The sequence below is a fragment of the Enterobacter asburiae genome (genome assembly GCA_011754535.1).
GTDB classification, from domain to species: domain Bacteria; phylum Pseudomonadota; class Gammaproteobacteria; order Enterobacterales; family Enterobacteriaceae; genus Enterobacter; species Enterobacter cloacae_N.
In genome coordinates this window covers 37,960-57,789 of sequence record JAAQVN010000001.1, presented here as the reverse complement: position 1 = coordinate 57,789, position 19,830 = coordinate 37,960, and the positions used below count along the sequence as shown (strand labels likewise).

At 56.9% G+C, this 19,830-nt stretch carries 20 protein-coding genes; 8 read left to right on the top strand and 12 right to left on the bottom strand.

The window, feature by feature from the left end:
* Positions 1–4: 4 nt before the first annotated feature.
* The 6 genes from HBM95_00290 to HBM95_00265 all read right to left on the bottom strand — a co-directional run bounded on the left by HBM95_00290 (position 5) and on the right by HBM95_00265 (position 5,686).
* Positions 5–1,645, bottom strand: a complete 1,641-nt coding sequence (locus tag HBM95_00290; protein NIH41391.1) for a ShlB/FhaC/HecB family hemolysin secretion/activation protein — start codon at positions 1,643–1,645, stop codon at positions 5–7.
* Between the two features lie 237 nt (positions 1,646–1,882).
* Positions 1,883–2,836 carry a helix-turn-helix domain-containing protein gene (locus tag HBM95_00285; GenBank protein ID NIH41390.1) on the bottom strand — a complete coding sequence of 318 codons (954 nt, stop codon included), beginning with the start codon at positions 2,834–2,836 and terminating at the stop codon, positions 1,883–1,885.
* Between the two features lie 26 nt (positions 2,837–2,862).
* Complete coding sequence (locus tag HBM95_00280; protein NIH41389.1) at positions 2,863–3,642, bottom strand: MBL fold metallo-hydrolase; 780 nt, start codon at positions 3,640–3,642, stop codon at positions 2,863–2,865.
* 122 nt (positions 3,643–3,764) lie between these two features.
* Positions 3,765–4,565 (bottom strand): lipoprotein NlpA, encoded by an 801-nt coding sequence (gene nlpA / locus HBM95_00275; GenBank protein ID NIH41388.1) that lies wholly within the window; start codon positions 4,563–4,565, stop codon positions 3,765–3,767.
* 305 nt (positions 4,566–4,870) lie between these two features.
* Positions 4,871–5,137 (bottom strand): AbrB/MazE/SpoVT family DNA-binding domain-containing protein, encoded by a 267-nt coding sequence (locus HBM95_00270; protein ID NIH41387.1) that lies wholly within the window; start codon positions 5,135–5,137, stop codon positions 4,871–4,873.
* A gap of 129 nt (positions 5,138–5,266) precedes the next feature.
* The gene (locus tag HBM95_00265; GenBank protein NIH41386.1) at positions 5,267–5,686 is read right to left on the bottom strand and encodes a GNAT family N-acetyltransferase; all 420 of its coding nucleotides are present in this window, start codon (positions 5,684–5,686) and stop codon (positions 5,267–5,269) included.
* A 139-nt stretch (positions 5,687–5,825) separates the two neighbouring features.
* On the opposite strand from HBM95_00265, the gene HBM95_00260 reads away from it, so the two are divergent.
* Positions 5,826–6,122 carry a hypothetical protein gene (locus tag HBM95_00260; protein ID NIH41385.1) on the top strand — a complete coding sequence of 99 codons (297 nt, stop codon included), beginning with the start codon at positions 5,826–5,828 and terminating at the stop codon, positions 6,120–6,122.
* Positions 6,123–6,167: 45 nt separating this feature from the next.
* Here HBM95_00260 and HBM95_00255 read toward each other — a convergent pair whose 3' ends face one another.
* Positions 6,168–7,118, bottom strand: a complete 951-nt coding sequence (locus HBM95_00255; protein ID NIH41384.1) for a LacI family transcriptional regulator — start codon at positions 7,116–7,118, stop codon at positions 6,168–6,170.
* Positions 7,119–7,411: 293 nt separating this feature from the next.
* On the opposite strand from HBM95_00255, the gene HBM95_00250 reads away from it, so the two are divergent.
* From HBM95_00250 to HBM95_00225, 6 genes are all read left to right on the top strand, one after another.
* Positions 7,412–7,726 (top strand): PTS sugar transporter subunit IIB, encoded by a 315-nt coding sequence (locus HBM95_00250; GenBank protein NIH41383.1) that lies wholly within the window; start codon positions 7,412–7,414, stop codon positions 7,724–7,726.
* 11 nt (positions 7,727–7,737) lie between these two features.
* Entirely contained in the window at positions 7,738–9,063 is a 1,326-nt protein-coding gene (locus tag HBM95_00245; protein ID NIH41382.1) for a PTS sugar transporter subunit IIC, read from the top strand.
* A 17-nt stretch (positions 9,064–9,080) separates the two neighbouring features.
* On the top strand, positions 9,081–10,457 hold the full coding sequence (locus HBM95_00240) for a glycoside hydrolase family 1 protein (GenBank protein NIH41381.1): 1,377 nt from the start codon (positions 9,081–9,083) through the stop codon (positions 10,455–10,457).
* A gap of 2 nt (positions 10,458–10,459) precedes the next feature.
* Positions 10,460–10,765, top strand: a complete 306-nt coding sequence (locus HBM95_00235) for a PTS lactose/cellobiose transporter subunit IIA (protein ID NIH41380.1) — start codon at positions 10,460–10,462, stop codon at positions 10,763–10,765.
* Positions 10,766–10,901: 136 nt separating this feature from the next.
* The gene (locus HBM95_00230; GenBank protein NIH41379.1) at positions 10,902–12,281 is read left to right on the top strand and encodes a carbohydrate porin; all 1,380 of its coding nucleotides are present in this window, start codon (positions 10,902–10,904) and stop codon (positions 12,279–12,281) included.
* Between the two features lie 578 nt (positions 12,282–12,859).
* Positions 12,860–13,765: an EamA family transporter gene (locus tag HBM95_00225; protein ID NIH41378.1), complete on the top strand. Its 906-nt coding sequence runs from the start codon at positions 12,860–12,862 to the stop codon at positions 13,763–13,765.
* Between the two features lie 112 nt (positions 13,766–13,877).
* Here the strand turns inward: HBM95_00225 and nepI are convergent, their stop codons facing one another.
* The 3 genes from nepI to HBM95_00210 all read right to left on the bottom strand — a co-directional run bounded on the left by nepI (position 13,878) and on the right by HBM95_00210 (position 16,212).
* Entirely contained in the window at positions 13,878–15,068 is a 1,191-nt protein-coding gene (gene nepI, locus HBM95_00220) for a purine ribonucleoside efflux pump NepI (GenBank protein ID NIH41377.1), read from the bottom strand.
* A gap of 65 nt (positions 15,069–15,133) precedes the next feature.
* Positions 15,134–15,661, bottom strand: a complete 528-nt coding sequence (locus HBM95_00215) for an SRPBCC domain-containing protein (GenBank protein ID NIH41376.1) — start codon at positions 15,659–15,661, stop codon at positions 15,134–15,136.
* A gap of 98 nt (positions 15,662–15,759) precedes the next feature.
* Positions 15,760–16,212: a DUF1198 domain-containing protein gene (locus HBM95_00210; protein NIH41375.1), complete on the bottom strand. Its 453-nt coding sequence runs from the start codon at positions 16,210–16,212 to the stop codon at positions 15,760–15,762.
* Between the two features lie 99 nt (positions 16,213–16,311).
* Here HBM95_00210 and HBM95_00205 point away from each other — a divergent pair, with 99 nt between their 5' ends.
* Positions 16,312–17,214, top strand: coding sequence for a LysR family transcriptional regulator (locus HBM95_00205; GenBank protein NIH41374.1), 903 nt, complete (start codon positions 16,312–16,314; stop codon positions 17,212–17,214).
* On the opposite strand, the gene HBM95_00200 is transcribed toward HBM95_00205, so the two are convergent.
* A complete protein-coding gene (locus HBM95_00200; protein ID NIH41373.1) occupies positions 17,202–18,206 on the bottom strand; it encodes an alpha/beta hydrolase in 1,005 nt (334 codons plus the stop codon). The genes HBM95_00205 and HBM95_00200 overlap by 13 nt on opposite strands.
* Positions 18,207–18,354: 148 nt before the next feature.
* Entirely contained in the window at positions 18,355–19,752 is a 1,398-nt protein-coding gene (gene uhpT / locus HBM95_00195; protein ID NIH41372.1) for a hexose-6-phosphate:phosphate antiporter, read from the bottom strand.
* Positions 19,753–19,830 lie beyond the last annotated feature (78 nt).

Genomic DNA, 19,830 nt, shown 5'->3' with positions numbered 1-19,830 from the left:
TCTCTTAAAGCATAAAGGCAATGCGCCAGTTAACGCTCACATGATCCGGGCCGAGCCAGTCGGGATAGTGCAGCGGCGTGCCGACTGAAACCTGGCTGCTGTACCAGCGCCCGGCGCTGCTCAGCCCTACAGAGGCACCCCATAACGTGCCGGAGGCAAAGCGGTCCTGACTGTCTTTCTCCAGCCAGCCGCCGTCAACGGCGACCGTGGCGCTCACCGCGCCAATCACCGGGAGGGTGAAGAGGGAATATCCCAGCTCGTTACGCCAGTAGCCGCCGTTATCCCCGGACAGATACTGCTCTTTAAAACCGCGCACGGAGCTTTCGCCGCCGAGCGTCAGACGCTCGGAGCCGTACAGCCGGTCAGGCGACCACTGGCCGTAGGCGCTGGTCAGCCACCAGGCGTTACGGGCTATCGGACGCTGGAAGCTGGCGTTCAGGCTCCATTTGCGGAATTCAGCCCGCGGCATATCGCCGGATTTATCTTCGTCGGTTTCGGCATTGAACCACGGCATGCCGTGGCTCCAGGTCGGGTTGAAGGTCGCGACGCCGCCCAGCATTTTTTGTGTGTGGGTAACCCCCAGGATCAGGCTGGAGAGATTGCGCGTGCTGCTCTGAAGCGGCGCGTCGTTGAGCCAGTTGCGGCTTGAACGCTGAACCACGCCTGCCGCGATACCGGTTTTCACATCCCCGTTGCGGAAAACCACCCACGACGCGTTGACGCGGTGGGTTTTGGTATCGCCCGTAGAGAGCCAGTTGAACCCCTGGTTATTGATGGTGGTTCGGTAGTTGCTCCAGGCATAGCTGTAGTCCAGCAGGCCGTAGCCAAACGGCACGCTGACGCCCGCCTGGAAATTCTGCGCATCGTACGCGCTGGCAAAATCACTGCTGCGCCCGCCGCTGACGAACCATTTATCCGCCAGCCCCAGCATATTATTGGCAGTGAGCACGCCATTAAGCTGCTCTTCACCGGTGCTCTTCTGCCCGCTATTATCCAGGCTTACCGATGCACTTAACGGAAATTCCGGTTTTGCCGTGAGATTAACAATCGAATATCCTTGCTGGGTTCCCGGAAGAATTTCTATCTGAACCGGCTCGGCGCGCAAACGGTTTATTTGCTCCATGCCCTGTTCGATGTCGCGTAAATTAAGGATGCGCCCCACCCGTCCCGGAAACGCCATTTTCAGCATCCGCGGCGTTTCACCTTCCAGGCGAATCGCTTCCAGCCGGCCTTCCAGCACAACAATATTCAGCTGGCCCCCGGAGAGATCCTGTTCGGTAAGAAAGGCGCGGCTGGTGATATATCCCCGGCTGATATACCAGTCAGAAATATGGGCCAGAAGCTCCGTTATTTTCGCCATATCCAGACACTGTCCTTGCCACGGCGCAACAAGGTTATGCTGGTTTTTTGGAGAGATTAAGGTCGCGCCGGAAAGCGTAATGCTGTTAATGGTGAAACAGGGCCCGGAGCCTGTGACAGGCCCTGGTCTGGCAGGTTCGGGGAGGGGAATACTCCGCTCCAGCTCGTCACGCTGCTGCTGGTTTTGAAGTAAAAGCTGCTGCTGTTGCTGTTGGATAGCATCGCGATCCGCTGGAGACAGCGGTGCAGCGTTAGCGCTCGCTGAAAATAGCGCAGCCAGGAACATAGCAATAGCATAATTTCTAAATGAAATTATTTTATTTTTTATTTTAGACGTGTTCATCCATGCCACAAAATTAAGACGCAATTATAATCTGTACAATATAAGAGCATTCTTAAGGCGAGTATATCTAATTTAAGTTATGGCATCTTAAAAAAGATTATTTTAGAAGCGTAAGAAGTCACTTAACAAAAAATAAAAAATGTTTAACTAACCCTTAAATCTTAAGTTAGCTGCAATGCATTAAATATGCAGACGGAACGTTTTCCGCCACTCAGCAGGGCTCACCCCAAAGCGCACCTTAAACTGCTGCCGCCAGGTGACGGCGGAATTAAATCCCACCAGCTCCGCCACGCTCTCAACGGGCATATTTCCGGCTTCAAGCAAAATCTGGCTGCGCCGCAGGCGTTCGGCGGTAAGCCAGTCGGCGACGCTCATGCCCGTGGCTTTAATAAAATGGCGGGTCAGCGTGCGGCGGCTCATCGAAACCACCTCCGCCAGCGAGTCCAGGCTATGCGGTTCGGTAATGTGCTGCTGCAGGTAGTCGATCAGGCAGTTAATACGTGCGTCACGGGTATCTTTTGGAACCGGCTGGGCGATGAACTGCGCCTGCCCGCCCTCGCGGTGCGGCGGTACAATCATCCGGCGGGCAATCTGGTTGGCGACCACGCTGCCAAAGCGCTGGCGAATAATATACAGGCAGCAGTCCAGCGCGGCTGCGGTACCGGCAGAGGTGATGATATTGCCGTCATCCACGTAGAGGGCATTGATATCCAGCTCGACGTTCGGGAAGAGCGACTGGAACTGGCGTTCAAATTCCCAGTGGGTAGCGGCCCGTTTACCGTCGAGGATCCCCGCCCAGGCGAGCACAAAAGACCCCAGACATAGCCCGACGATTTCTGCGCCGCGGTCTCTCGCCTGTACCAGGCTGTCGAGCAGCGTCTGAGGCGGACGTTCAAGAACGTGCTGCCAGTAGGGAACGACAACAATATCGGCCAGCCCGATGGCGGTGTAATCCTGCGTGGCATTGAGGGCGAACCCGTCTTTTGAGCTAAGAAACCCCGGCGTTTCGGCGCAGATCGTCACATTAAAGCGCTTTTCGCCGGAGACCGAATCGCCAAACAGAATGCAGGGAACGGAGTAGTGGAACGGGCTGAACCCGTCTACCGCGACAATCGCGACGTTGACTAGCGACATCTGTCTCTCCTTTCCCGTTAACGCACTCAGAATATAACGGTTTCGCCATCCTGGGGAATGCTCACCGCGTCACTCACCTGATTGGCTTCCACGTACTCACGCAGCGCGCTGCGGGTCAACAGGCAGTGATTAATCGCCTCCATATGGCTCGCGACGATTTTAGCCTGCGGCAGCAGGAAATGAACGTTGAGCACGTCCTCCTGCCCCATAATAATGGGCCCAAAGCCAATGACGTGGGCATAGCCGGCGTTCAGTACCACTACATCCGGCTGGTGTTTTTGCAGATCGGCCGCCACCTCATCACGCCAGATGGTATCCCCGGCAAGATAGAGCGTCTTCTCCTCGGGATGACGCAGCACCACGCCACAGGCCTCGCCCAGCCGCTCTGCCAGCTCCGGTACGGCGTAAGCGCGGTCGGTACCGTGCTGGCCGCCGCGGGTTTTCGTAATCTGAATATCGCCAAAGGTGGTCGCGTCGGTCATGACCGTCAGGTTGCTAAACCCCTGGCTGCGCAGCAGCGCGGCGTCACGGTCGTTTTGCACGTAGATCGGTTTATCTTTGGCGATCAGCTCTGCTGCGGCGCGATCCCAGTGATCATCATGTGTATGAGTGACGATCACCGCGTCGACATCCAGCAGCGTGTTGACGTCAACGGGGAGTTCGACCGTCGGGTTACGGATATCGGCATGCGCCGTGCCGGGAAAACCCGGATAAGCGCCCTTCGGGGCCAGCATCGGGTCGATTAAAAGACGTTTTCCGGCGTAGGTAATCAGCTGGGTGGCGTTGCGAATGTGGGTAATGTTCATGGGCTATCCTCCGGTTGGTGTGATAAGGAGGATAGCCAGCCGTCGCCGGTAACGCTGTGGGTTAAAGGGCGATTACCGATGGAATCGGGCCAATTTAATCACCGCGTTTTCTGCCGGTTCCTTTACCAGCCCGGCACCGCCCCGCCGTTAAAGATCGTCTCCGCCGCTTTCGCCACTTCCGGTGACTGATAGGACTGGATAAACGCCTTCACGTTCTCCGCGTCTTTGTTGTCTTCGCGCGTCACCACGATATTCACGTACGCCGAGTTTTTATCTTCAATAAAGACGCTGTCATGCACCGGCGACAGCCCGGTTTGCTGAATATAGGTAGTGCTGATGATGGCGACATCCACTTTCGGATCGTCCAGCACGCGCGGCAGCTGTGCCCCTTCCAGCTCCATAATTTTCAGCTGTTTAGGGTTGGCGGTAATATCCAGCGCCGTCGGCAGCAGCCCGGTGTCCGGCTTCAGGGTGATGAGCTTCTCTTTCTGCAGCAACAGCAGCGCGCGGCCAAGGTTGGTCGGATCGTTTGGAATGGCGATAGTCGCCCCGTCCTTCAGGTCAGACACGGATTTGATTTTGCGGGAATAGCCGGCCATCGGGAAAACGAAGGTGTTCGCCACGGCCACCAGCTTGTAGCCATGCGCCTTGTTATCTTCTGCAAGGAACGGGCGGTGCTGAAAGACGTTGGCATCCAGCTCTCCCTGATTTGTGGCATCGTTAGGCAACAGCGAGCCGCTGAACCCTACCAGCTCCACGTCCAGGCCATATTTCTCTTTCGCCACCTTTTTGGCGACTTCCGCCACGTCCTGTTCCGCGCCGTTGATGACGCCCACTTTAATGTGTTTGGCATCGCTGCCACTTTGATCGCACCCTGCCAACAGCAGGCCAGCGAGTACCAGTGCACCTAATCGACGTTTCACGAGACAGTTCCTTTTGCTGAATGGTGTAGTGACTATATCGACAACGAGGCGGTGAAATAAAAAACGAAAAAGAATCAATAAGAAGGATAAGTTATATGCGAGTATCGCCGGGTGGCGCTGCGCTTACCCGGCATCAGGGATCACGACGTTGTCGTCCAGTCCTCGACGGCAAGCTCCTGCACCATTCTGAATGCACGATCGTTTGTCACAATCGTTGTCCCCCGGAGTCAGGCATGTCATTCTGCTTACAACCTCCGGGTGTCGTTTAAACAAGTGGCTCACGATATTCGTATCCAGCATATGCCTCATGAACAGGCTCCATCCAGAGGGTCTCTTGTCGTAACACTCTGATTGCGCTCCTCTTTGCTCAGAAACGAATCCGGTACGTCTGTAACTGCCAGCAGGCGGAAAAAATTATCCCAACTCTTTGTCTGAACAGGTTTTGCCGCCAAAACGACATTCCCCACCTCATCCCGCCGGATGTAGACGCTCTCCGTATCAAACGCGAATTCAGCAGGCAGCATCACCGCCTGATTCCGCCCCTTTTTGAAGAGTTTTGCTGTCCGTTCCATTGACATCTCCATGCTTTATTTGACCAGGCCAAAGCATGCGCCAGGGCCTGAAAAGAAGACAAGCAGCACGCTTCAAATTAGGAAAGCGACTCGCAATAAATAGCAGAATCCATAATCACCGCAGCGGACTTAAAGCGCTTTCGCCAGGTAATGTCGCTGCATACCCGGATAAGGATAATCCTGCAAAGACATCTGCAACTGGTACCCCTGTTTTTCATAAAACGGGCGCGCCTGGAAGCTGACGGTATCCACCAGCGCGTGCTTGCAGCCTTTGCGTCTGGCTTCCTCTTCGGCCGTTCTGATGAGCTGGCTGCCCACGCCGGTACCTCGCACGGTGTCGCTCACCCAGAGATAGTCGATATTAAGCCAGTCGCCTTTACGCACGCCGATTAACCCGCCCAGCATTGCGCCATTATCGTCACGCACGTAAACCCCAACGTCGCCGCTAAAATTTGTCAGATCGAGAAACTGCCCGTTAAAAGCCCTCAGACCCGTCAGTAACTCCTCTTTCTCCTGCGTCGTGACATTATCAGTAATGCTCAGGTACATATTTTTCTCCTTATTTTTTCTGCCGTTTCACTATCGCATACCCACACTCTGGAGAAAATTCATACTTTCGACTGGCGTCGCGACACTGAATGTAACGATATATTTCATGGGAAGCCTGTGACTTCTCAAGGGGGTTTTGATGAAAGCTGCGCACCTGGTCTGCCTGCTGGTTTGTCTGCTCTTCGCCGCGTTTGTCCATGCTCAGGAAAAAGACGATCCGGCAAAGGATGCACAAATAAAACAGCAGGTTCTGAAAGATGTGAAGAAAGCCTGTACGCCGCAGAAAAAGCAGAGCGATAAGGCCTGGCAGGCAATGATTTTGTCTTCAGAGGCCAACCAGCTGCTGATCAAAAATGCCGTTACCGCCGTGAAGCGCGACAACCTTGACGCCTACTGGGATGCAGTAAGTCAGGTGGATTGCATGGAGGATTATTGAGTTCTCGCCGGGTGGCGCTGCGCTTACCCGGCCTGGAAAACGTTTTTAACGCTTCCGCACGTCCGGAATGATGAGATCCCCGCGCAGAACATAGGACCCGAGCATCTGCGTTTTCTCCGTCAGCCAGCTCACGATGCGTGCCGCCATCGCGTCCATGGAATATTCAATGGCCGGGATCACCGGAATACCCGGCAGGTGCAGCGATCCGGCAAGACTGAAGACCATGATGTCTTCCGGCACCGATTTATTAAACGCCTGCAGCTGCGGGATCACCCGCTGAGCTTCCTGCTCGTCCGCCACCAGAAGCGCGTTGAAATTCAGGGTGCTGGCGTTGTTAAGCAGCTCCTGCAGCGCAACGGACGAGGAGGTCGCGTCCATAAAGACGAGGTTGCGATTAAAGGGCAGGAAATTTTTCTCCAGCGCGTGCTTGTAGCCAAGCAGCACCTGGTCGGCAAACCCGCTGCCGTGGGGGTGGATCAGGGCAATCTGGCGTCGCCCCTGGCTGGTCAGGTAGTTACAGGCGGTTTCGGCGGCAAAAGCGTGGTCGAACTGGATGCTGTTGGAATTATCAGCCTCCATGCAGTCCACCAGGATGACGTTTTCCATATCCACGTCCAGCGGGAAACGGGCACCAATCACCAGGATGTCGTCACACAGGCCGCAGGAGAGTTCTTCGAGAGCGTTCATCACTTCCGCTTTGCTATGCGCGAAGCGCAGCAGCAGGTGTTTTTGATGCTGGCTGAGCTGTTTTTCCAGCGCGTACAGATACCCGGTGGTCTGGTTAATGTTTTCCTGCGCGCAGATCACCCCAATGCAGCCCGTCGACTGGCTCAGCAGCGACTGGGCAATCACGTTGGGACGATAGTTCAGCTCATCCACCGCCTTCAGCACAGCCTGACGGCTGGCTTCCTTAACGCCACGTGACCCACTCAACACTCGCGATACCGTGGCTTTAGACACCCCGGCCAGACGTGATACATCATTGATTGTCGACATCTCTTTCCCCTGGCAGGCTAACCTCGCGCCTGCAAATTCCATCACCGCTACGGCTCACATTATAGCCAGAACGGAGTATATCCGTTTCCGTTTTTCATGGAAACCGATTTTCCGTTTCCACTCAAAATGACGCAAATACAGCCAAATTATGTGACCCACATCCGGTTAATTAGCCTCATAAGTAAGGGATCTTGATGATTGTCACACTTCTGTCTTTTATGAATGGAAACCGGTTTCCGTATCATGTCCAATCATCCTCGCAATAACTTTTTACATTTAGAGGATGGTTGTCGATGTTCAAGATTATGCTGTGCTGCTCTGCCGGGATGTCCACCAGCCTGTTGGTCAGCAAAATGGTCGATGTCGCGAAAGAACGTGGTGTTCCGGTAAAGATTGATGCGTACGGTGTTTCCGAATTTGATACGCAGTTTCCGCAATATCAGGTGGTACTTCTCGGACCGCAAGTGAAATACATGTTACAGACACTCTCAGACAAGGCGGCTACGAAAGGCATTCCGGTGCAGCCCATCGACATGATGGACTACGGCATGCAGCGTGGCGATAAAGTACTGGACTATGCTCTGTCGCTCATCAAAGCGGCACACTAGAAGGTGTTCACATGAGTTCGTTATATCAATCCATGGTCGCGGTGATTGAGCAGTCAATTACCCCGCTGGCCGCGAAGCTGGGTCAGCAAAAGTATGTGATTGCCATCCGCGACGGCTTTACCGCCGCGCTGCCGTTTATGATCATCGGCTCGTTTATGCTGGTGTTCATCTTCCCGCCGTTCTCGGCGGATACCACCAATAGCTTCGCCCGCGGCTGGCTGGATTTCTCCCAGACCTACCGCGAACAGCTGATGCTGCCGTTTAACCTCAGCATGGGCGTGATGACCTTCTTCATCTCGGTGGGGATTGGGGCGAGCCTGGGGCGTCAGTTTAACCTCGACCCGGTGATGTCCGGCCTGCTGGCCTTTATGGCCTTCCTGCTGGTCGCCGCGCCGTATGCCGACGGCAAAATCTCGACCCAGTATCTCTCCGGCCAGGGCATCTTCACCGCGCTTATCACCGCAATCTACTCCACCCGCGTCTATGCGTGGCTGAAGCAGAACAACGTGACCATCCGCCTGCCGAAGGAAGTGCCAACCGGCGTGGCGCGCTCGTTCGAAATCCTCATCCCGGTGATGGTGGTGATTGGTACCCTGCACCCGCTGAACCTGTTCATAGAAGCGCAGACCGGAATGATTATCCCGCAGGCGATTATGCACCTGCTGGAACCGCTGGTGTCCGCGTCTGACTCCCTGCCCGCGATTCTGCTCTCCGTGCTGCTGTGCCAGATCTTCTGGTTTGCCGGTATCCACGGCTCGCTGATCGTCACCGGCATCATGAACCCGTTCTGGATGGCAAACCTCTCCGCAAACCAGGCGGCACTGGCCGCTGGCGCAGCGCTGCCGCACGTTTACCTGCAGGGCTTCTGGGATCACTACCTGCTGATTGGCGGCGTAGGCTCCACGCTGCCGCTGGCGTTCCTGCTGCTGCGCAGCCGCGCCACGCATTTGCGCACCATCGGCAAAATGGGCATTGTGCCGAGCTTCTTTAACATCAATGAGCCGATTCTGTTCGGCGCGCCGATCATCATGAACCCGATGCTGTTTATCCCGTTCGTGTTTGTTCCGCTGGTCAACGCCTGCCTGGCGTACGGCGCAACCAAACTCGGCTGGCTGGCACAGGTTGTGTCGTTGACCCCGTGGACCACCCCCGCGCCGATTGGTGCCTCGTGGGCGGCAAACTGGGCGCTCAGTCCGGTGATCATGTGCCTGGTCTGTATGGTGATGTCCGCGCTGATGTACCTGCCGTTCCTGCGCGCCTATGAGCGTACGCTGATGAAAAACGAAGAGCAGAAAGCCCAGGCAACCGTCGGTACCGCTGAAGCCGCAAGTAATTAAGTCAAAGAGGAAAGGACATGAAATACGCATTTCCCGATAACTTCTGGTGGGGCAGCGCAAGCTCCGCTCTCCAGACCGAAGGGGCAAGAGAGGGAGAAACCACGTGGGATTACTGGTTTGCCCGCGAGCCAAACCGTTTTCACAACGGCGTGGGGCCGCAGCAGACCTCCACGTTTTATCAGCACTGGAAAACGGACATTCAGCTGTTAAAGCAGCTGAACCACAACAGCTTTCGCACCTCGATTAGCTGGGCGCGCCTGATCCCCGACGGTATCGGTGAAGTGAATCCGGAAGCGGTCGATTTTTACAATCAGGTCATTGATGAGCTGAATGAACAGGGCATCACGCCGTTTATGACCCTGTTCCATTTCGACATGCCGATGGCGATGCAGGAGATTGGCGGCTGGGAAAACCGCGACGTGGTGGAGGCTTACGCCCGCTATGCGCAGATCTGCTTCGAGCTGTTCGGCGATCGCGTGTTGCACTGGTTTACCTTCAACGAGCCGATTGTCCCGGTGGAAGGCGGTTATCTGTACGACTTCCACTACCCGAACGTGGTGGATTTTCGTCGGGCAGCCACCGTGGCGTATCACACCGTGCTGGCCCATGCGAAGGCGGTTCAGGCCTACCGCGCCGGGCATTACGCCGGGGAAATTGGCATCGTGCTGAACCTGACGCCGTCCTATCCGCGCTCGCAGAACCCGGCGGACGTGAAGGCGGCGCACATCGCGGACCTGATGTTTAACCGCAGCTTCCTCGACCCGGTGCTGCGCGGCGAATACCCGGCGGACCTGGTGGCGCTGCTGAAGGCTTACGATCAGCTGCCTGCCTGCAGGCCGGAAGACAGCGCTCTGATTGCGGAAGGGAAAATCGACCTGCTCGGCGTGAACTACTATCAGCCGCGTCGCGTAAAGTGTCGCGAAAGCGCGGTGAACCCGCAGGCGCCGTTTATGCCGGAGTGGTTCTTTGATAGCTACGAGATGCCGGGCCGCAAGATGAACCCGTACCGCGGCTGGGAAATCTACGAGCCGGGTATTTACGATATTCTGGTTAACCTGCGCGACAATTACGGCAACCCTCGCTGCTTTATTTCTGAAAACGGCATGGGCGTCGAAAATGAGCAGCGCTTTATTGAAAACGGCCAGATTAACGATCGGTACCGCATTGAGTTTATTTCCGAGCATTTAGCATGGCTGCATAAAGGGATTAGCGAAGAGTGCAATTGTCTTGGCTACCATATGTGGACGTTTATTGATAACTGGTCGTGGTGCAATGCTTATAAAAATCGCTACGGATTTATCCAGCTCGATTTAGAGACGCAGCAGCGCACCATTAAGAAAAGCGGAGAGTGGTTTGCCGCCACCGCCTTAAATAATAGTTTTGAAAAAGAGTAATAATGATGATCGCACTAGAAGAAGCCGTAATGGAAATTATCGTCAATGCCGGACAGTCACGCAGTCTGTGCTTTGAAGCTCTGCACGCGGCGCGTCAGGGCAACTTTGACGAGGCCAAAAGCCTGCTGCGCGAAGCCGACGGCTACTCGCGCCAGGCGCACAAGATGCAGACCAAACTGATCGAGCAGGATGCAGGCGAAGGCCGCCAGCCGATGACGTTAATCATGGTGCACGCGCAGGATCATTTAATGAATTCTTTATTAGCGCGTGAACTGTCCGAAGAAATTATTCATTTATATCAGAGATAGTCTATGGCGAAATAATTACTGTAATACCTCTGTACCCTAAATAGAGATCCACTTGTTCTGATGATAGCGACATACTCTGTCAGATCGGAGCGGGATGGTTATTGTCTGAATAAAATTAAACTATATTGAGATAACCATGAATACGATTAAAAAACTTCCATTAACCATGGCGGTTATCGCCGCGCTTTGCCCAATTTCCGTGCTCGCACAAGAATTTACCCAGGAGCAAATCGACGCCATTGTGGCGAAAGCGGTAGATAAAGCCCTGGCGGAGCGTCAGGCCAAAATGGATGCGGCAGTCGCGAAAAAAGCGGACATCGTGACCGAGCCGCAAAGCGCGGCGCAATCCCCGGATATGGCGATCCCGTTCGGCGTGAAATTTACCGGCTACGCCCGCTACGGCGCGCACTTCCAGGCCGCCGATCAGAAATACGTGGCGGTGGATGGCTCCTACAACGGCGCGTCAGCGATTGGTCGTCTGGGCAACGAAGGTAACGGCGGGGAATTCCAGCTCTCCAAGGCCTTCAAGGGTGACAACGGCGCCATCTGGGACATCAACGTGATGATCGACCACTGGGGCGACGAAGTTAACCTGAAAAAAGCCTACGCGGGGGTGACCAACATTATGGCCTCCAATCCGAACGCCTATTTCTGGGCCGGTCGTGACTTCCACCAGCGTCCGCAGCAGGGCATCAACGACTACTTCTGGATGAACCACGACGGCCAGGGCGCCGGGGTGAAGAACTTCGACATCGGCGGCGTGCAGTTTGACGTGGCCGCCGTGGCGGCGGTGGAATCCTGTAGCCCGGAAGTGATGGAAGATGAAGCCAACCCGTCGCGCATCACCTGTACCGGCGGTTCCGGGACGGGCGATAAAGGCAACTACGCCGCAACCTCGAAAATCCACGGCATGAAGCTCGGTCCGATCGACATGGAGCTGTACGCCAACTACGGCTTTGACTCCAAAGCGGTGGAGAGCGACGAGCGTCTGAACGCCTGGCAGGGCGGCGTGGTGCTGAGCCACACTAACGACAGCGGCGTGAACAAGGTGATTGCCCGCTACTCCGATAACGCGGACAACAGCGTGTTCAACAAAACCGAGGATCTGACCACGGTCTACGCCAGCTTCGAAGGGCTGTACAAATTCACCCAGGCGACGCAGGTGGAATACATCCTCGCCTTCCACGACTACGACAACAGCCGCGATAAGACCGACAACCGCAAGAACTACAACGCCATCGTGCGCCCGATGCACTGGTGGAACGACGTTCACTCCACCTGGCTGGAAGCAGGCTGGCAGCACGTTGACTACGACAACGGCGGCGACAACAAGGGCTGGAAGCTGACCCTGTCGCAGAACATGTCTATCGCCATGGGGCCGGAGTTCCGCCCGATGCTGCGCTTCTACGTGACCGGCGGCAAAGTGGACAACGAACGCACCGCGCGCGTGAACAATACCAAAGACGAAACGCTCGACGACTTCAACGTCGGCGCGATGTGGGAGGCGTGGTTCTAAGGTAAAAGCAAAACGGCAACGCAACGTTGCCGTTTTTAGTGTTTGCTCCCTCTTCCCGTGGGCTGAGGGATCCCCACAAAATAATGTTTGCATGGACGACCCCCTCTCCCTTGAGGGAGAGGGCTGGGGTGAGGGGGAACATACGGCTCTGGTGGTCATTCCGTTCACTTTATGTTCCTTGCTACTCTGTGATTTCTGTACCGGTGAACGTGCCAGGGCGGCTCAATCGCCACCGCCCTGGCGACCCAGGCTCCCGGCGGTAAATCGCCGCTTCGCGGTGCCCTCAGCTTATTCCTTCAGGCTATCGGGTCGGGCATGAGCCTGCATCCCTGCAGGCCACGCCCTCTCGGCGCATCCGTGCGCCTCGCCCCGGCCTTACGGAAACGCTTCGGCGATTTACAGCCGGACCAGGGCATCGCTGAAAGCTTTAACTCGTTCTGAAACAACATTATTGCTTCTGCTTAAAAATTACTGGGGATTCCTCAGCCCCGTGGGAGAGGGCCGGGGTGAGGACATCAGGCCGTACACAACCATGCTATGCTGTTGACCGAATTAACGACAACATAGCAGGGGAGAACATGGGTTCCACACGTAAAGGGATGCTGAACGTCCTGATCGCCGCCGTTTTATGGGGCAGCTCGGGGGTTTGCGCGCAGTACATCATGGAGAAAAGCCACATTTCTTCGCCTTACCTGACCATGGTTCGCCTGCTGTTTACCGGCGTGATCCTCCTGACGCTCTCCTTCGTTCACGGCGACAAGATTTTCTCGGTCATCAAAAACCGCAAGGACGCCCTCAGCCTGCTGTTTTTCTCGCTGGTCGGCGCGCTCACCGTGCAGCTCACCTTCCTGCTGACGATTGAAAAATCCAACGCGGCGACCGCTACCGTGCTGCAGTTTCTGTCACCGACCATCATTGTGGCGTGGTTCGCCCTGGCGCGGAAAAAGCGTCCCGGCGTATTTGTCCTGTCAGCGATTTTTACGTCGTTGATCGGCACTTTCCTGCTGGTGACCCACGGCGATCCGACCTCGCTCTCCATTTCCCCTGCCGCGTTGTTCTTCGGTATCGCCTCGGCGTTTGCCGCCGCGTTTTATACGACCTATCCGTCGACGCTGATCGCCCGCTACGGCACGCTGCCGATTGTCGGCTGGAGCATGCTGATTGCCGGATTGATGCTGACGCCGTTCTACGCCGGGCGCGGCACCACTTTCGTGATTGACGGCGGCCTGCTGCTGGCGTTTTTCTATCTGGTGGTGATTGGCACGGCGCTGACGTTCAGCCTGTACCTGAAAGGCGCGCAGATGATTGGCGGACCGAAGGCGAGCATTCTGAGCTGCGCCGAGCCGCTGAGCAGCGCGCTGCTGTCGGTGGTGTTGCTGGGGGTGGCGTTCACCCTGCCGGACTGGCTGGGCACGCTGCTGATCGTGTCGTCGGTGGTGCTGATTTCGATGGATTCGCGTAGAAGGATTAAGGCATCGGCGTAGCCTGATGTCCCCTCACCCCGGCCCTCTCCCCAAAGGGGCGAGGGTGAAAAGACAGTACCGAGCAGTCCCCTCTCCCCTTTGGGGAGAGGGTTAGGGTGAGGGGGGGAATTTACTACTTCGCCTTAACCTTCCCCGCCACCAGCAGCGCCGTCAGCAGCATCAGCGTACCGGAAATCACCAGCGGTGACGTCAGCCCCAGATGGTCAAGCGCCACGCCGCCAATAGCCGCGCCGCAGGTGTTCGCCAGCTGGATTACCGCCACCTGAATCGACCCGGCTTTTTCCGCCTGATCGGCCAGAGAGCGGGTGATCCACGTCGACCAGCCCACCGGCACCAGCGCAAAGGCAAAGCCCCAGATAATCGCGATGGCAGACGCCACCCACTTATCGCTGCCCCACAGCACCAGCACCGTGGCGCTCGCCGCCAGCACCAGCGGCGCGCCCGCCAGCGCCACCTTCAGGGAGCGTTTCAGGAACTGCGACGACAGCGAGGTGCCGACAAAGCTGGCGATACCGAAGCTCAGCAGCACCAGCGTCAGGCCGTCAACGTCAAAACCCGCCATGGTCATGTACACCGGGCGGATATAGGTGAAGAAGGCAAACTGCCCGGCAAAGGCCATGAAGATCGCGGTCATCCCCGCCAGCACGCCCGGCCGCTTGAGCAGGCTGAACATGTTCTGTTTGTGGTGCGCCGCTTCGCCCGGCAGCGACGGCAGCGCTTTCCACACCCAAATGATACAGAGCAGGCCCATCACCGCCGCGGCGTTAAAGACGTTACGCCAGCCGATAATCCCACCGAGGAAGCTGCCCAGCGGCGCGGCGATCACCAGCGCGATAGAGACCGCACCGAAGATAACGGAAAGCGCTTTTGGCACCGTGCGCGCGGGCACCAGGCGCATAGTCAGCGAGGCCGACATCGCCCAGAAGCCGCCGAGCCCCAGCCCCAGGCAGGCGCGACCGAGCAGCAGCAGGGTGAAGCTTTCCGCGAAGGAGACCAGCAGGCAGGAGAGCGTCAGCAGCACGCTGAACAGAATGACCACCTTGCGGCGGTCGATGGTGCCAATCACCTGGGTGATAAACAGGCTGGCGAACATCGCCACGAAGGCGGTGACGGTAACGGACTGCCCCGCCACGCCTTCGGAAATGCCCAGATCCTGCGCCATCGGCGTCAGGAGGCTTACCGGCAGAAACTCAACGGTAATCAGGCAGGCGACGCAGAACGCCACGGAGAAAACCGCCGACCAGTTGGGCCGAGAAACCTCGTTGGTCTGCGGTCTGGTCGTGGGCTGGATATGTTCTGTCATGGCGTCACCTGAAGATAAAAACGTGCGGAAAAGTCGCGCAGTTTATCATCAAAAGTGTGACGGATTTAACGATTTGACAACTTTTCTTGCATCGCCGCATTCGCCAGCCCGACGATCCACTCCTGATGCCCGTTAATCATCGGGTTCGGCACGGCGCGAGCAAGTTCCTGCGCTGGTGCGCCTTTCTGCGATTCCTGAGTCAGAATCCGCACTCGGTTTCCGGGCAGGTCTTCAAACAGCCAGGCGTGGATCACATCCAGACGAGAATTCGCATCCCCTTCCACCCAGCCGTGCCACGCGATACGCGCGGCTTCACCGTCCACAGGTGGAACATACTCCGTTACCTGCGCCTCAACCGGAAAGCCAAAGGTGGTAAAGCGAAAGCGAGCGTTAGCACTCAACGCCGGGCCGCTGCCGTCATGGAAACGGATATCCTCGGCGTTGCTGTAATAAGACGGCCACAGGGTGGTGTCGTTGAGCTGCGCCCAGATCTCTTTCGCGCTCAGCCCGGCGACGATGATTTCGTTAGATGCAAAGTTATCGGTAGTGCCTGGCAGGTAGTCGTTCGGCCAGATAATGGCGGATTGTTTCATGGTTCACCTCATCGTTTTAGTGGATGAGGTGATGGTGCACCCGTGAGTGGTATAAATCTAATGACGATGCTTTATACTCTTCATCACGGTTCGTGATATCAGTGCAGGTAAAACACGCCCTCTTCCGGCAGGAAGAGCTGGTTATAACGCAGTTGAAAGGCGTTAAGCTCCTGCGGGTCAGGTTCCATCTCGCGCATAAAGCCAAGCGCCAGACGAATTTGTGCATCGGTAATCGGCGCGGCCAGGCGAGCTTTACGCAGCAGGCGGTGCCAGGTATGCAGGTTCTCTTCGCTACCGTCGACAATGCAGACCTGCCAGATAAGCAGCACCTGCGCGGCGTTTTGCAGATGCGCCTCGTCCGGGCGCTCAAGGTAGCGGATAAACTCATTGCCCGGCGTTTTACCGAACTGATCGATCATCGACTCAACAGGCATTGGGGTAATGCCCAGACGCTCGCTTAAACGTTTGATGGCGCGGCGGGAATCTGAGGTCAGGACGCGAAATCCCACCACAAAGACCACGGCAAGCGTTGCCAGCATTATCCAGACCATGTGTTCTCCTTTGACTAGCCGCTCATCATAGCGGGAAACGCAGCGCGTCGACAGCGGGCGGCACCAGAATAGTGTACGGAAAAGAGGTGGAAAAACGTCATGAAAGCGGATCTTCGCACGCTGGATCTTAACCTGCTGAAAACGCTCGACGCCCTGCTGGATGAACGCAGTGTCACCCGCGCGGCGGCGCGTCTTGCCCTGACCCAGCCCGCCGTAAGCGGCATGCTCAACCGCCTGCGGGATTACTTCAACGATCCGCTCTTCATCCGCGCCCCGCATGGGATGGTGCCAACTACACGCTCTGAAGCGTTAGCCGCTCCGGTGAAGCGTATACTTGCTGATATCGACGTGCTGTTACAGCCCGTGGCTTTTGACCCGATCACCGCAACGCTCACCTTCACCCTCGCCGCGACCGACTACGCCCTGCGCGCGGTGGTCGTACCTTTTATCGCCGCCCTTAAAGTGCAGGCGCCTGGCATTCGCGTGCGCGTGGTGCCCGTGGAATCTGGTCGCCTGGTCAGCCAGCTTGAACAGGGCAGCGTTGACGTGGCGCTGATCACCCCACATACCACGCCCGATGAGCTTCACAGCCGGGCGCTTTATGATGAACGGTACGTTTGCATGATGCGCGCCGACCATCCGGATGCGGGAAAGACTATGGCGTTAGACCGATTCTGCACTCTGGAGCATGTGCTGGTCTCTTACGAAGGCGACGGTTTTCGTGGCGTTACCGATGGTGCGCTGGAGAAAATTGGCCGCATGCGGCACGTGGGGCTTTCAGTGAGCAACTTTTTGGTCCTGCCGGACGTGCTGGCTCTCAGCGATATGATTGCCGTCGTGCCGTCACGCATAGCGGAAAACCAGACGGGGATGTTCGTGTGCGAAACACCAGTGGCCGTACCCGGCTTTACCAAAAGTATGGCCTGGCACGGCAGAACGCACCGCAATCCCTCGCAGGCGTGGCTGCGCGGGCTGTTGCTGGAAACCAGTCAGCGAGCCTGAAGTTCCTTCAGCAGCGCCTCGTGGAAGCGTGCGGGGTCCTGCATCTGCGGCGCGTGGCCCATGTCGTTAAATTCCACCAGCGTCGCGTGCGGAATGCGCTTCGCCGTCTCTTTCCCCAGCACCGCATAGTTGCCAAGCGTCTTGCGGATTTCCGGTGGGGCGAGATCTTTCCCGATGGCAGTGTTGTCCTTCGTGCCGATCATCAATAATACCGGCATCTTCAGGTCGCTAAATTCGTAGATAACCGGCTGGGTGTAGATCATGTCGTAAAGCAGCGCCGAGTTCCAGGCCACGCGCGTTTTGCCCGGCCCGTTGTTCAGCCCGGCAAGCATGGTTACCCAACGCTCGTATTCCGGCTTCCACTCCCCGGCGTAATAGGTGTTTTTCTCATACTGGCGAATGCCGTCGGCGCTGACCTTCAGCTCGCGCTGATACCACTGGTCGACCGTAATATGCGGCACGCCGCGTGCTTTCCAGTCTTCCAGGCCTATCGGATTGACCATCACCAGCTGCTCCACCTGCTGCGGCCACATGAGGGCGTAGCGGGTCGCCAGCATGCCGCCGGTCGAGTGGCCGATGACCGTCACGCGATCGACGCCGAGCGATTTGAGCAAGGCGTGGGTGTTATCCGCCAGCTGCTGGAAAGTGTACTGATACCGCTCCGGCTTGGTGGATTTACAGAAGCCGATCTGGTCAGGGGCAATCACCCGATACCCGCTGGCTGAAAGCGCGCGGATCGTGCCGTTCCAGGTACCGGCGCAGAAGTTTTTTCCGTGCATCAGCACCACGGTGCGGCCGTTAGGGTTTTCCGGCTTAACGTCCAGGTAGGCCATTTCCAGAGGCTGGTTTTGCGAGGTAAAGGCAAAGTGTTTTACCGGCCAGCCATAGTCAAAACCTTCCAGTTTTTCGCCGTAGGTAGGGTTATCCGCGGCCATCGCGGGGGACGCCAGCGCCATCAGCAGCGCCAGGCAGGACAATCGTCGGGTCAACATGCAGGTTCTCCGTTCTAAGGCTGCACGAATGGCGGCAGCAAAAACACTGTAGAGCATGGAGAGGAGCGGGTGTGTAAAGCGGGGTAAAGGTAGAGCCTGTAAATAAAAAAGCCCGGTGGTCAGCCGGGCAAAGAAGTTACCTGCACACTCAGGCCGCTTTCAATTTCTGCTTCTGCGCACGATTCTCACGGCGAATTTTACGTTCTTCCAGCACCGCTACCATCGCCATCAGGACGATACAGCCGATCGCTGCAGCATCCAGCGCCGCGAAGGTGCCCGCCCAGCCGGTCAGGCCGAAAATCGGCGTGCCGTCGGCGATCATCCCCAGACCCAGCTTGGCGAAGCTGTCGCCGATCAGGTAGGCGAAGGTGCCTTTAATTCCATCGGCGGCGCCGATCGCTTTTTTCGGCACGAAGCCGACCGCCGCCACGCCGATCAGCAGCTGCGGGCCAAACACCAGGAAGCCGAGCGCGAACAGGGACGCCAGGTAAACGTACTGGTTGCTGGCGTGCTGGTAGACGCCGAGCGTGGCAATAATCAGTGCCAGCGCGACGCAGGCCACCAGCGCGCGACGGCCGTTGGCGAGGTCCGAGAGCCAGCCCCACAGCAGCGTGCCGACCAGCGCACCCGCTTCGAACAGGGTGAAGCCCTGAATCGCCACTTCTTTAGAAAGCTTCAGCTCCTGGAAGGCATACACCGTCGACCACTGGTCAATACCGATACGCACCACATAGAGGAAGATGTTTGAGAAGCACAGCAGCCAGATCACTTTGTTTTTCAGCACGTACTCAACAAAAATCTGCCATTTGGACATCTCGTTTTCTTCGGTCTCTTTGTCCTCTTCGCTGATCTCCTCGCCGAACAGCTCTTCGGCTTTGCCGAGGCCGTAGGATTCCGGGGAGTCGCTGCCGAAGCGCAGGCCGATAAAGCCGACAATCAGGGCGATAATCGACGGGAAGATAAACATGCCGATCACGTGGCCGTCGAACAGGTAGTTCGCGCCAAACAGCGCCACGCCTGCCGCACCCGCCCCGCCGAGGTTGTGGGAGATGTTCCACATGCCGAGGTAGGAACCACGCTTGCGGCGCGGGGTCCATTTGGTGATGGTGGAGTAGCTGCACGACCCGCCGGTACTCTGGAAGAAACCGCTCAGGGCGTAGAAGGCGATCATCAGGAACAGGCTGACGGAGCCCGCGCCCATGCTGGCGCTGAAGCCGAGCATACAGATGGCGGAGAGGATCAGCATAAACGGCAGGAACTGCTTGGTGTTTTTGCCGTCCGCGTAGTAGGACACAACGGTTTTCCCCACGCCGTAGGTAATGGAGAAGCCCAGGCCAATCATCCCCAGCTGCGTCATGCTCAACCCGTAGGTTGAGATCATGTCGTTCTGCGCGATGTTAAAGTTTTTGCGGATCAGGTACATGGTCAGGTAGCCGATGAAGACCACCAGATAGGACTGCATGAACGGTTTGAACCACATTTTGCGCCGCACGTCGAGCGGCAGATCCAGGGTCGGCTTGCGCACCTGATTTAAGAAGGCCAGCATGGTTAGTTTACTCCTGAGCTGATTTTTGCAGCATTGTAAAAATCAGCCGGGAGAGATGCCTGAGACAGCGTCCAGGTA

Bases quoted from the DNA above. Each gene is read 5' to 3' on its own strand.
- HBM95_00290 (NIH41391.1), bottom strand. From the start codon at position 1,645: ATGTTCCTGGCTGCGCTATTTTCAGCGAGCGCTAACGCTGCACCGCTG.
- HBM95_00285 (NIH41390.1), bottom strand. From the start codon at position 2,836: ATGTCGCTAGTCAACGTCGCGATTGTCGCGGTAGACGGGTTCAGCCCG.
- HBM95_00280 (NIH41389.1), bottom strand. From the start codon at position 3,642: ATGAACATTACCCACATTCGCAACGCCACCCAGCTGATTACCTACGCC.
- HBM95_00270 (NIH41387.1), bottom strand. From the start codon at position 5,137: ATGGAACGGACAGCAAAACTCTTCAAAAAGGGGCGGAATCAGGCGGTG.
- HBM95_00265 (NIH41386.1), bottom strand. From the start codon at position 5,686: ATGTACCTGAGCATTACTGATAATGTCACGACGCAGGAGAAAGAGGAG.
- HBM95_00260 (NIH41385.1), top strand. From the start codon at position 5,826: ATGAAAGCTGCGCACCTGGTCTGCCTGCTGGTTTGTCTGCTCTTCGCC.
- HBM95_00255 (NIH41384.1), bottom strand. From the start codon at position 7,118: ATGTCGACAATCAATGATGTATCACGTCTGGCCGGGGTGTCTAAAGCC.
- HBM95_00250 (NIH41383.1), top strand. From the start codon at position 7,412: ATGTTCAAGATTATGCTGTGCTGCTCTGCCGGGATGTCCACCAGCCTG.
- HBM95_00245 (NIH41382.1), top strand. From the start codon at position 7,738: ATGAGTTCGTTATATCAATCCATGGTCGCGGTGATTGAGCAGTCAATT.
- HBM95_00240 (NIH41381.1), top strand. From the start codon at position 9,081: ATGAAATACGCATTTCCCGATAACTTCTGGTGGGGCAGCGCAAGCTCC.
- HBM95_00235 (NIH41380.1), top strand. From the start codon at position 10,460: ATGATGATCGCACTAGAAGAAGCCGTAATGGAAATTATCGTCAATGCC.
- HBM95_00230 (NIH41379.1), top strand. From the start codon at position 10,902: ATGAATACGATTAAAAAACTTCCATTAACCATGGCGGTTATCGCCGCG.
- HBM95_00225 (NIH41378.1), top strand. From the start codon at position 12,860: ATGGGTTCCACACGTAAAGGGATGCTGAACGTCCTGATCGCCGCCGTT.
- nepI (NIH41377.1), bottom strand. From the start codon at position 15,068: ATGACAGAACATATCCAGCCCACGACCAGACCGCAGACCAACGAGGTT.
- HBM95_00215 (NIH41376.1), bottom strand. From the start codon at position 15,661: ATGAAACAATCCGCCATTATCTGGCCGAACGACTACCTGCCAGGCACT.
- HBM95_00210 (NIH41375.1), bottom strand. From the start codon at position 16,212: ATGGTCTGGATAATGCTGGCAACGCTTGCCGTGGTCTTTGTGGTGGGA.
- HBM95_00205 (NIH41374.1), top strand. From the start codon at position 16,312: ATGAAAGCGGATCTTCGCACGCTGGATCTTAACCTGCTGAAAACGCTC.
- HBM95_00200 (NIH41373.1), bottom strand. From the start codon at position 18,206: ATGTTGACCCGACGATTGTCCTGCCTGGCGCTGCTGATGGCGCTGGCG.
- uhpT (NIH41372.1), bottom strand. From the start codon at position 19,752: ATGCTGGCCTTCTTAAATCAGGTGCGCAAGCCGACCCTGGATCTGCCG.